Here is an 11801-nt window from a genome sequence, read left to right as displayed (position 1 = left end):
TGCGCGATGTACTGGCCGACCGCCAGGAAGTCGCGCACGTCCTCGATCGACCCGTTCAGCGCCGCACGCGCCGCCGCCTGGGTGTTCGTGCCGCCGTTGCTGAGGATCTGCACCAGCTTCAGCCGGTCGTCGGAATCCTTTGCCGGGAACTGGCCCTCGGTCAGGAACCGCTGCAGATCATCACTGTTGTTGCTGCGCAGCGCCGCGTCACCGGCAGCCTGCAGGTTGCTGCCCGCGCCCATCGCGGGGTCGGTGAGCCGGGTGATCATCAGCCGCCGGTCGGCGTCGAGCGCCGCCTGCCAACCACCCTGCAGGAAGGCGCGCAACTCGTCGGGAGTTCCATCGATCGCCTTGTCCGCGGCCTCGCGGACCTTCGGCCCGCCCACACTGGAGATCTGTGTGGCGGCGAGCAGGTCGTCCAGGCGCTGGGTGCCGGCGAGGTCGTTGTCGACGAACCGCTTCACGTCCTGGTCGGAGCCCGCGAGCGCGGCCTCGGCGAGCTCGTGGACGCGAGGGCCGCCGTTGAGCCACGCGGTCAACGCGCGCTCACGGGGGGTCGGTTGGACCTGCCCGCCGGTCGGCTCGGCAGCGACGGCGCTCTGGATGCCGGATCCCACCAGACCGGCCGTCAGGGCGAGCGGCAGCAGGCTAAGGGAGAGCCTGCCCAGTAGCGGCGGCCTCCCCCTCCCACGTCGCGAGCGGGATATCGATTGGCGCACCGGAAAACCTCCACTGTCGACATCGGCCGAATCCCGGCCGCAGCGGAGCCTATGTCAAATGATGTCACGACAGAACGCTTACGAAGTCAAGGAGTTGAGAGTTGAGACACGTGCATTAAACCCCCTCAGTGGGCCCATATTTCGGCAAAGCGAGCGCATCGCCAGGAAGTGCCCAAGCTATTCGAAACTGTGACAGAGTGCCTGCTCGGGAGGGGTCTCCGGAAGAAAGATCTGGCGTGTCGTCAGCTTGATCTGGTTCGATGGGGCCGCATTCCGTCCTTGATCACGAAGGCGCCGGGTGGTTGATTCCGTGCATCCCCATCACCCATGACGCGCCATCACGACAGGTTGGTTCGCCTGCCATCAAGGGTGGTTCGCACCAATCCGTGGATCTGCCCGTCAGGGCAACACCAGATGAACGAAGAGGAATAGTCATGGCAAAGCGCATGTCCCGCTTGCTCGTTGGCGGTGCGGTCGCCGTGGCCGCCACGCTCGGCGCCACCGCACTGGCCTCCGCCGACGGCACTCCGGCGGACAACTCGGCCGCGCCGGTGGCGGTCGAGGACTTCAACTACCCCGGCCCGGCGCCGTACCCCAACGTCAAGCTGCTGCGCGGCGACGGCCACATCGTGCTGTCCGACTGCGCCGTCGACAGCCAGATCAGCGTGTTCAGCTTCGACCTGCCCAACGCCGGCGGCAACCAGATCTGCTTCCGCGCCACCAGCACCACCGGCTACCTCGCCCTGGAGGTGCCCAACGTGTTCCGCATCCGCACCGACGCCTACTCGCTCAACGCCAAGCTCACCAGCGTCGACGGCGCCCAGAGCGTCGACATCGCCAAGGGCACCGCCCTCCCCGTCGGGATCGGCAGCGGCTCCGGCAACGGCAAGCCGGCCGCCCTGCTCGAACTGCGCGTCACCGGCTGACCAGCACCGGCCCGTACCGCTCCCCGCTCACCTTCCCGATGGAGCCCCAGGTGACCCACACCCCCCTCCGCACGGCCAGAAGGACCGGCCGCGCCACCGCAGGCCGGTGGCTGGCCGCCGCCGCCGTGACCGCCACGGCCCTCGCCGGCGCCACCACACTCGCCGCAGCCGACACCACCCCCGCCGACAACTCCGCCGCACCGCCCGCGGTCGAGGACTTCGCCTACCCCGGCGCCGCCGCCATCACCAAGGTGAAGCTGCTGCGCGGCGACGGCCACATCCTGCTCGGCGAATGCTCCAAGCCCAACCAGATCCAGGTCTGGACCATGGCCCCGGGCAACCCGGACAACCAGATCTGCTTCACCGTCTCCGGCACCACCGGGTCGCTCACCCTCGAGCTGCCCCAGGTCTTCGCCATCCAGACCTCCGGCGGCCGCGCCGTCCGGGCCGGCCTCACCGACGGCACCACCCAGCAGACCCTCGAGGTCCCCAAGGACGGCTTCCAGCCGGTCGGCAAGGGCGGCAACGGCAACGCGACCAGCCTCCTCGAACTGACCGTCACCGGCTGACAGCCACCCGCGCATCCGTTCCTCACCGTCTGGGAATACACATATGCCTCGCAACTCCTCGCCCCGCTCCCTGCGGGCGGGTGTGCTGGTCGCGGCTGCGGCCGCCGGCACGCTGAGCACCTTCTCTCCGGCCGGGGCCGTCTCCGGCGACGCGGCTGCCGACAACACCTACACCGCCGCCACCCGCCTGGTGATCGGCGACAACCTGCGCGGCTGCACCGGCGCGCTGGTCGACCGCTACTGGGTGGTCACGGCCGCCTCCTGCTTCTCCGACGACCCGGCGCAGCCGCAGGCCCTGGTGGCCGGTGCGCCGAAGTGGAAGACGACCGTGACCGTGGGCGCCAAGTCGGCCGAGGTGGCCGAGCTGGTGCCGCGCGCCGACCGTGACCTCGTCATGGCGCGTCTCGCCACGCCCGTCGACGGCATAGCCCCGCTGCCGCTGGCGACCGCTGCCCCGACGGCCGGGCAGAGCCTGCGCGTTCCCGGTTTCGGCCGGACGAAGGACGAGTGGGTGCCCGCAAAGCTCCACACCGGCGTGTTCAGCCTCGACACGGTGAGCGCGACGGGCATCGGCACCACCGGCACCGGTGGCGCCGCGATCTGCAAGGGCGACACCGGCGCTCCGGCGATCCGCGAGGTCAACGGCAAGGCCGAACTGGTGGCCGTGGCCTCCCGTTCCTGGCAGGGCGGCTGCCTGGGCACCCCGGCCACCGAGACCCGTACCGGCGCGTTCAGCTCCCGCGTCGACGACCTCGGCGACTGGGTGAAGGGCCTGCGCAACCGCACGGCGGAGGTCAAGGCGGGCCTGAATCTGCAGATCATCGACATCAACAACAGGGTGTGGAACACCGCCAACGACTTCAAGGGCGGCGGCTGGCTCGGCTCCTGGTCGACCGCCAGTAGCCCTTCGCCGATCGCCGTGGACAGCGTCGCCATCGGTGACACCGTGCACGCCTACGCCGTCGGCTCCGACGGCAAGGTCTACACGCGTGACGGCAAGGTCGGTGGCGCGTGGACCGCGTGGAGCGAGGTGCCCGGCGGTGCCGGCGGTGCCCAGGGCGTCACCGCCGCGGTCCGCGGCGGCAGCACCGTCAGCCTCCAGATCATCGGCTCCGACGGCTCCCTCTACAGCACCCACGTCGACTACGCGGGCGGTGGCTGGCGCGGAAGCTGGGACCAGGTCGGCGTCAACAGGCTGAAGTCCATCACCAGCGCCACCACCGCGGACGGTGTCGTCCACGTCTTCGCCATCAACGAGGACCTTCGCGTCTACGGCCGTGACTACAGGCCCGACGGCAGCTGGACCCCGTGGGGCGAGATCCCCGGCGGCGCCGTCGGCGTCCAGGGCATCACCGCCGCCGCCCGCGGCAACACCGTCGACCTCCAGATCATCGGCGGCGCCGGCGACCTGTTCACCACCTACGCCTACTACGGCGGCTCCGGCTGGGACCCGCAGTGGCAGAAGGTCAGCGACAACCGCCTGAAGGCCATCTCCAGCAGCGCCGAGGGCAACGTCGTCCACTTCGTCGCTGTCAACGAGGACACCAAGGTCTACACCCGCGACGCCGACTACAACGCCGGCAAGTGGACGCCGTGGACCGAGGTCCCCGGGGGTGCCTTCGGCGTGAAGGCGATCACCGCCGCCACCACCGGCTGACCCCGACCCGCACCGCACCGCGTCCCGCCGGATCGGCCGCCGTCCGGTCGCCCGTCCGGCGGGACACCACCTTCTCGTCACTCCTCAGGGGGGAATTCCTGATGTCCCGTAAGTCCCAGTTCCGTTCCCGTCGGGCGGGTGTGCTGGTCGCGGCCGCCGCCGCCGGCACGCTGAGCGCCGTCTCTCCGGCGGGTGCCGTGGTCGGCCCCGAGGCTGCCGACAACACCTACACCTCTACCGCCCGTCTGACGATCGGTGACAACCTGCGCGCCTGCACCGGCGCGCTGGTCGACCGCAGCTGGGTGCTCACCGCCGCCTCCTGCTTCTCCGACGACCCGGCGCAGCCGCAGGCCCTGGCGGCCGGCAAGCCGAAGTGGAAGACCACCGTCACGCTCGGCGCCAAGTCGGCCGAGGTGGCCGAGCTGGTGCCGCGCGCCGACCGCGACCTGGTGATGGCCCGTCTCACCACGCCCGTGGACGGCATCGCCCCGCTCGCGGTCGCCACCGCCGCCCCGACCGCCGGGCAGAGCCTGCGCGTCGCCGGCTTCGGCCGGACCAAGGACGAGTGGGTGCCGAACAAGCTCCACACCGGCGCGTTCACCGTCGACACCGTGAGCGCGACGAGCATCGCCACCACCGGCACCGGCGGCGCCGCGATCTGCAAGGGCGACACCGGTGCCCCGGCGATCCGCGAGGTCAACGGCAAGGCCGAGCTGGTGGCCGTGGCCTCCCGCTCGTGGCAGGGCGGTTGCCTGGGCACCCCGGCCACCGAGACCCGTACCGGCGCGTTCAGCTCCCGGGTCGACGACCTCGCCGGCTGGGTGAACCAGGTGCGGGTCTCCCGTCCGGCCAGCCGGCTGTTCGCGATCGGCGGCGACAGCCAGATCTGGGCCAACGAGGGCGCGTACACCACGAACGTGTGGGGCACCTTCGAGGCCGTACCGAACAGCGGCGGCGTCCGGCAGGTCAGCGCCGTCACGATGGGCGACAAGGTGCGCCTGTTCGGCATCGGCAGCGACCAGCGGATCCGGACCACCACCAGGGACGCCTCCGGCGCCTGGTCGCCGTTCGAGGTCGTGCCGGGCAACAGCGGCATCCGGCAGGTGACCGCCGTCGCCATGGGCGACAAGGTGCGCCTGTTCGCCATCGGCGGCGACGAGCGCATCTACGGTGCGGACGGCGACTACGCGGCCGGCACCTGGAGCGCGTTCTCGCCGCTGCCCAGCAGCGCCATCAAGCAGGTGACCGCCACCGTCGTCGGCAACACCGTGCGCCTGTTCGCGATCGGTGGCGACGGCCGGATCTGGACCAGCACCGGCGACTACACCGCCGGCACGTGGAGCACCTTCGAGGCGATCCCCAGCAGCGGCATCCAGCACATCGCCGCCACCACCATCGGCAACACCGTGCGGGTGTTCGCGGTCGGTGCCGACAGCCAGATCTGGACCACCGACAGCACCGGCAACGGCCCCTGGACCACCTTCGAGAAGGTGCCCGACGTCCTCGGTGTGAAGCAGGTCGCCGCCACCACCATCGGCGACACCATCCGCCTGTTCGCGATCGGCACCGACGCCAAGATCTGGACCGCCGACAAGAAGGCCGACGGCAGCTGGACCACCTTCTACGAGGTCGCCAGCAGCGCCATCCAGGGCATCGCCGCCACCACCGGCTGACCCGGGGCCCGTACCCGTGCCCCGCGGGGGCCGTCGGCGCGAGACCGACCGCCCCCGCGGGCTCCCACCCACCGACCCGAAGGGGAGTCCCCATGTCCCGCAAGTCCCAGCTCCGCCCGCGGCGGGCGGGTGTGCTGGCAGCCGTCGCGGCCGCTGCCGCCGGCGCGCTGACGACCTTCGCCCCGGCCGGCGCCGTCTCCGGCGGCGCCGCGGCCGACACCACCTCCGCCACCACCGCGCGGATCGTCATCGGCGACAGCCTGCGCGGCTGCACCGGCGCGCTGATCGACCAGTACTGGGTGCTCACGGCCGCCTCCTGCTTCGCCGACGACCCGGCGCAGCCGCAGGCGCTGGCGGCCGGCAAGCCGAAGTGGAACACCACCGCCACCGTCGGTGCCACGTCGGCCCAGGTGGTCGAGCTGGTGCCGCGCGCCGACCGTGACCTGGTGATGGCCCGTCTCGCCGTGCCGATCGACACCGTGGCGCCGCTGGCGGTGGGCACCTCGGTGCCGGCGGCCGGGCAGTCGCTGCGGGTGGCCGGTTTCGGGCGCACCAAGGACGAGTGGGTGCCGAACAAGCCGCATACCGGTGCGTTCTCGCTCGACACGGTGAGCGCGACGGGCGTCGGCATCACGGGGACGGGCGGCGCGGCGGTCTGCAAGGGTGACACCGGTGCCCCGGTGGTCCGTGAGGTCAACGGCAAGGCCGAGCTGGTGGCCGTCGCCTCCCGTTCCTGGCAGGGCGGCTGCCTGGGCACCCCCGCCACCGAGACCCGCACCGGCGCCTACAGCTCCCGGGTCGACGACCTCGACATGTGGATCACCAAGGTGCGGCACTCCACCCCCTCGGGGTCGGTGGTGAAGGCCTCGCCGTTCACGGTGGTCGACCCCGTCACCGGGCACCTGCTGACCTTCCTCCAGGACAGCAAGACCCACCTGTGGTCGGTCGACCCGCAGAACGAGGGCTGGACCGACCTGGGCGGCTTCGCGGCCGCCCGCCCCACCGCGATCGCCAACCCGGCCGACAACCACGTGATCGTGTACGTCAACGGGCCGGACAACAAGCTCTGGTCCTACGACCGCACCACCGGCAAGTGGACCGACTTCATCCCCACCCCCGCCGGGACGGTGCTGGCCCCCGACGCCGTGCCGCGCACGGTCGTCGACCCGGCCACCGGCCACCTGGTCACCTTCGTCCGCGACACCGCCCACCACCTGTGGTCCGTCGACCCGCAGGGCGAGGGCTGGTACGACTACGGTGGCCTGGCCGCCACCGACCCGGTGCCGGTCGTCAACCCGAACGACGGCCACATCGTGGTGTACGTCAACGGGCCGAACAACCGGCTGAACTCCATCGACCGCCGGGGCGCCGGCCGGGTCGAGTTCATCCCGCCGGCCATGGCCCCCGACGCGGTCCCCTCGACCGTGGTCGACCCGGCCACCGGGCACTTCACCACCTTCGTCCGCGACGCCGCCAACCACCTGTGGTCCGTCGACCCGTACGGCCCGGGCTGGCGCGACTGGGGCGTGATGGCCGCCACCGACCCGGTCGCGATCGCCGACAAGGCCGGCAACCGGACCGTGGTGTACGTCAACGGGCCGAACAACCGGCTGAACGCGCTCGACTTCGCCACCGGGAAGTGGACCGATCTCGGCCTCACCCCGTCGGGTACCGCGATGGCCGCCGACGCCGTCCCGCAGACCGTCGTCGACCCGGCCACCAAGCACCTGATCACCTACCTGCGGGACGTCAACAACACCCTCTGGTCCGTCGACCCGCAGGGCCAGGGCGGCCCGCTCTGGATCCGCTTCCACGGCGGCCCCTCCGCACCCTGACCCGCGGCAGGCCCGCTGCGGCCACCGGTCGAAGGCGCCACCGGCACCCCGCGCACCCGCGGGGTGCCACCCTCCCCGAACGATCCGAACGATCCGACGAACCCCGAACGCTCCCTGGAGATCCCTCATGCCCCGCAAGTCCCAGGTCCGCTCCCGGCGGGCCGGCGTGCTCGCCGCTGCCGCTGCCGCCGGCACGCTGTGCAGCATCGTCCCGGCCGGCGCCGTGGTCGGCGACACGCCCGCCGACGGCTCCTACGCCTACACCGTCCGCCTGGCGATCGGCGACAACGTGCGCGTCTGCACCGGCGCGCTGGTGGACCGCTACTGGGTGGCCACGGCCGCCTCGTGCTTCTCCGACGACCCGGCGCAGCCGCAGGCACTGGCCGCCGGTGCGCCGAAGTGGAAGACCACCGCCACCGTCGGGCGCACCGACCTGGCCACGGGCGCCGGTGTCGTGACGGACGTGGTGGAGCTGGCGCCGCGTCAGGACCGCGACCTGGTCCTGGCCCGCCTGGCCGTCCCCGTCACCGGCGTCGCCCCGCTCGCGGTCGCCACCACCGCCCCGACCGCCGGCCAGACCCTGCGGGTGCCCGGGTACGGGCGCACCAAGACCGAGTGGCTCCCGAACCGGCTCCACTCCGGCGCGTTCAGCCTCGACACGGTGAGCGCGACCGGCGTCGGCATCACGGGGACGGGCGGCGCGGCGGTCTGCAAGGGCGACACCGGTGCCCCCGCCGTCCGCGAGGTCAACGGCAAGGCCGAGCTGGTCGCCGTCGCCTCCCGTTCCTGGCAGGGCGGCTGCCTGGGCGTGCCCGCCGGCGAGACCCGTACCGGCGCGTACAGCACCCGGGTCGACGACCTCGGCGCGTGGATCAACCAGGTCCGCGACGGCTGGTGGGACACCGTCACCGCCAACCCGGCCGCCCGCAGCTCGGTCTACGACCCGGTCCGGAAGACCACCACGGTCTTCGCCGTCGACAGCGACCGCCACGTGGTGTCCGCCTCCAGCGCGGACGGCACGACCTGGAGCGACTGGACGCGGGTCGGCGGCGACTGGCAGTTCGCGAGCGTCCCCACCGCCGTGTTCAACCCCGCCACCGGTGCCATCGAGCTGTTCGCCATCGGCACCGACGGCGTGCTCAGCCAGACCTACTGGCTGCCGGACGGCAAGGGCTGGATCGAGTGGTACTACCAGCCCACTGACAAGAGGTTCACCGGCAGCCCCACCGCCGTCTACAACCCGGCGACGAAGACCGCGGAGGTCTTCGCCACCCAGACCAACGGGGCCGTCGCGCACTCCTACTACACCGTCGGCATGACGGGGTGGAGCGGCTGGTACGACATCAAGGCCAACAAGGAGTTCACGGGCAGCCCGAGCGCCCTGTACAACCCCGCCACCGGTGCCATCGAGCTGTTCGCGATCAACACCGACGGCGTGCTGAAGCAGAGCTACTGGCTGCCGGGCCAGGACTGGAACCCCTGGTACGCCCAGGACGACAACGTGAGGTTCACCGGCAGCCCCACCGCCGTCTACAACCCGGTCACCAAGGTCGCGGAGGTCTTCGCCACCCGGACCAGCGGTGTCGTCGCGCACTCCTACTACACCCCGAGCATGACGAAGTGGAGCGGCTGGTCCGAGGTCCGCAGCCGTCAGTTCGCGGGCTCGCCGACCGCCGTCTTCGACCCCGCCACCGGCGGCTTCGCGCTGTTCGCGGTCGACGGCAACGGTGTCCTCGCCCGCGCCGAGTGGCAGCCCGACGGCAAGCCGTGGAGCGAGTGGACCAACGTCGGGGACTGGCGGTTCACCACCGGCCGCTTCCCGACCGCGACGTTCAACGCGGCGGCCGGCACCCTGGACCTCTTCGCCACCGGCCAGAACGGCGTCTTCAACCACGCCTCGTACCAGCCGGGGAAGAGCGGGTGGAGCGGCTGGAGCACGCTCCCCGGCAAGACCATGGTCACCGGCTGACGAAGCGTCCACGGGCCGTTCACGGACCGGGCCCGGCCGCTCCCCGCTCAGGCAGGGGGAGCGGCCGGGCCCGGTCCGTCGTGCGCGCGCTCAGAGGCGCTCGGGGACCGGGTTGCCGACGGCCTCGATGGCGCGTCGGACCGGGACCTTGAGCAGGACGGCGAAGCCGATGACGAAGAAGACCAGCAGCGAGATGATCGCCGAGCGGTAGCTGCCGGTGAGCTGGTAGGCGAGGCCGAAGACGAGCGGGCCCATCCAGCTGGTGCCGCGGTCGCTGACCTTGTAGAAGCTGAAGTACTCGGCCTCCCGGCCCGGCGGTATGAGGTGGGAGAAGAGGGATCGGGAGAGCGCCTGGCTGCCGCCGAGCACCAGGCCGATCATGCAGGCCAGGGCGTAGAACCAGGCGGGCTGGTGGGCGGGCATGAAGTAGCCGAGGGCCAGGGTGACGACCCAGCCGACCAGGGAGCCGAGGATGGTCCGCTTGGCGCCGTACCGGTGGGCGATCCGGCCGAGCAGCAGGGCGCCGCCGATCGCCACGACCTGGACCAGCAGCACGGCGGTGACCAGCGAGGTCTGCTCCATGCCGAGTTCCTCGCTGCCGTAGAGCGAGGCCTGGGAGACGACGGTCTGGATGCCGTCGTTGTAGCAGAGGAAGGCCGCGAGGTAGAGCAGGGTGAGCGGGTGCTCGCGCATCCGGCGCAGGGTGCGGCCGAGTTCGCGCAGGCTGCCGGTGGCGGGCTTGCCGGGTTTTCCGGGCTTGCCTGGCGCGGTGGCCGTGGTTTCCGCGGGGGCGGTGGGGGCGGCGGGGGCCACGCCGGCCCGGGAGGGCAGCCGCAGCATCGGGACGATGGTGAACAGCGCCCACCACAGGCCGGCCGAGGCGAGGCAGATCCGTACGGCGGTGCCGGAGTCCAGGCCGAACGCGTCGTGGCCCTGGAACAGCGCCAGGTTGGCGATCAGCAGCAGTCCGCCGCCCGCGTAGCCGTAGGCCCAGCCCTTGGAGGAGACCTTGTCGCGCTCGTCGGGGGAGGCGAGGCCGGGCAGGTAGGCGTAGGACAGCGCGACCGAGACCGCGTACGCGATGTTGGCGACCACCAGCAGCCCGCCGCCGAGCAGGTAGCGGTCGCCGCCGAGGAAGAACATCCCCATCGTGGCGAGCGAGCCGACGTACGCGAAGCCGCACATCAGCTCCTTGTGCCGCCCGGTGCGGTCGGCGACGGTGCCGGTCAGCAGCATCACCGCGACCGAGAGCAGCACGGAGAAGGAGACCGTGTACGGGAAGAACGATCCTGCGCGGATCGTCAGGCCGAGCGGGTGGACGTTGCCGGCCGCGTCGGCGGCGTCCTTGGCGACGGTGGTCAGGTACGGGCCGAGGAACACCGTCAGGACGGTGGCCGAGAAGGCGGCGTTGGCCCAGTCGTTGATGTACCAGCCGAACTGCATCCGGCGCAGGGAGCGTGCGTCGGCGTCGGCGGCCGGGTCGGCGTCGGGGGCGGTCGGTGGGTCGTCCGGCAGGTGCGTCGCCGAGTTCGTGGTGCTCATGGGGTTCCCATCACCGTGCTGGAGCCGGTACTGCCGTCCGTCCAGCAGCCGCGCTCGCCGAGGACGTCCCGCAGGACGTCGATGCGATCGGCCATGATGCCATCCACACCCAGGTCCAGGAGAGCCCTGATCCGTGTGGGATCGTCCACAGTCCAGACGTGCACCTGGAGGCCGAGCCGGTGGGCGGTGCGGACGAAGGCCCGGTCGACCACCCGGACACCCCGGTGACGCTCCGGCACCTGCGCGCACAGCCCGGCGAACGGCGCCCCGGACGGTGCTCCGGACCGTGTGGAGGCGCGCCCGGGCAGGAACGATTCGGCCAGCGAGCGCAGCCGCAGCCGGGCCACCTCGCGCGGGCCGAGCGAGGTCGCCAGCCGGGGCCCGGCGGCGGCGCGGACGGCGGCCAGCCGGCTGTCGGAGAAGCCGCCGACGCAGACCCGGTCCCAGGCGTCGGTCCGGCGGATCGCCTCGACCAGCGGCCCGACGGCCGGCGCCGCCTTGACGTCGATGTTGAAGCGGGCCCCGGGGAACGCGCCGAGCAGGTCCTCCAGTAGCGGCACCGGCTCGGTCCCGCCGATCCGGGCCCGCCTGACGGTCTCCCAGGGCAGCTCCGCCACCGCCCCGGCGCGGTCGGTGACCCGGTCCAGGTGCGTGTCGTGGAAGGCGACCAGTACACCGTCGGCGGTCGCGTGCACGTCCGTCTCCAGGTAGCGGTACCCGAGCGCGACGGCGGCCTCGAAGGCGGCGAGCGAGTTCTCGGGGCGCCCGAGGTCACCGCCCCGGTGGGCGAAGGCGAGCGGCCCGGGGTGGTCGAGGAAGGGGTGCATGCGGTGCTCCGAGCTGCGGGGGGAGGGCCCGACGGCTCCGACGGGGTCGGGATCCGCGGGCGTACCAGCGCGTTACAGTATGAC

At 72.0% G+C, this 11801-nt stretch carries 9 protein-coding genes; 6 read left to right on the top strand and 3 right to left on the bottom strand.

The annotated features are described in order from the left end of the window. Nucleotides 1-617, bottom strand: a 617-nt coding sequence (locus ACFCY1_RS38735) for an ALF repeat-containing protein (RefSeq protein WP_375877573.1), incomplete at its 3' end; no start/stop codon positions are given. 536 nt (nt 618-1153) lie between these two features. Between ACFCY1_RS38735 and ACFCY1_RS38730 the strand changes: the two genes are divergently transcribed. From ACFCY1_RS38730 to ACFCY1_RS38705, 6 genes are all read left to right on the top strand, one after another. After that, nucleotides 1154-1645 carry a hypothetical protein gene (locus ACFCY1_RS38730; RefSeq protein ID WP_375877572.1) on the top strand — a complete coding sequence of 164 codons (492 nt, stop codon included), beginning with the start codon at nt 1154-1156 and terminating at the stop codon, nt 1643-1645. A 50-nt stretch (nt 1646-1695) separates the two neighbouring features. Further along, a complete protein-coding gene (locus tag ACFCY1_RS38725) occupies nt 1696-2214 on the top strand; it encodes a hypothetical protein (RefSeq protein ID WP_375877571.1) in 519 nt (172 codons plus the stop codon). Nucleotides 2215-2257: 43 nt separating this feature from the next. Continuing rightward, nucleotides 2258-3871 (top strand): trypsin-like serine protease, encoded by a 1614-nt coding sequence (locus ACFCY1_RS38720; RefSeq protein ID WP_375877570.1) that lies wholly within the window; start codon nt 2258-2260, stop codon nt 3869-3871. A gap of 101 nt (nt 3872-3972) precedes the next feature. Further along, on the top strand, nt 3973-5544 hold the full coding sequence (locus ACFCY1_RS38715; RefSeq protein WP_375877569.1) for a trypsin-like serine protease: 1572 nt from the start codon (nt 3973-3975) through the stop codon (nt 5542-5544). A gap of 92 nt (nt 5545-5636) precedes the next feature. Next, entirely contained in the window at nt 5637-7379 is a 1743-nt protein-coding gene (locus ACFCY1_RS38710) for a trypsin-like serine protease (protein WP_375877568.1), read from the top strand. Between the two features lie 127 nt (nt 7380-7506). Beyond that, nucleotides 7507-9348 (top strand): trypsin-like serine protease, encoded by a 1842-nt coding sequence (locus ACFCY1_RS38705; protein ID WP_375877567.1) that lies wholly within the window; start codon nt 7507-7509, stop codon nt 9346-9348. A 90-nt stretch (nt 9349-9438) separates the two neighbouring features. On the opposite strand, the gene ACFCY1_RS38700 is transcribed toward ACFCY1_RS38705, so the two are convergent. Further along, on the bottom strand, nt 9439-10791 hold the full coding sequence (locus ACFCY1_RS38700) for an MFS transporter (protein ID WP_375877575.1): 1353 nt from the start codon (nt 10789-10791) through the stop codon (nt 9439-9441). A gap of 95 nt (nt 10792-10886) precedes the next feature. Further along, entirely contained in the window at nt 10887-11717 is an 831-nt protein-coding gene (locus tag ACFCY1_RS38695) for a glycerophosphodiester phosphodiesterase (protein WP_375877566.1), read from the bottom strand. Nucleotides 11718-11801: the final 84 nt, after the last annotated feature.

The organism is Kitasatospora sp. NPDC056273, assembly GCF_042268845.1.
Lineage (GTDB): Bacteria > Actinomycetota > Actinomycetes > Streptomycetales > Streptomycetaceae > Kitasatospora.
This window is presented reverse-complemented; position numbering and strand designations above follow the sequence as displayed.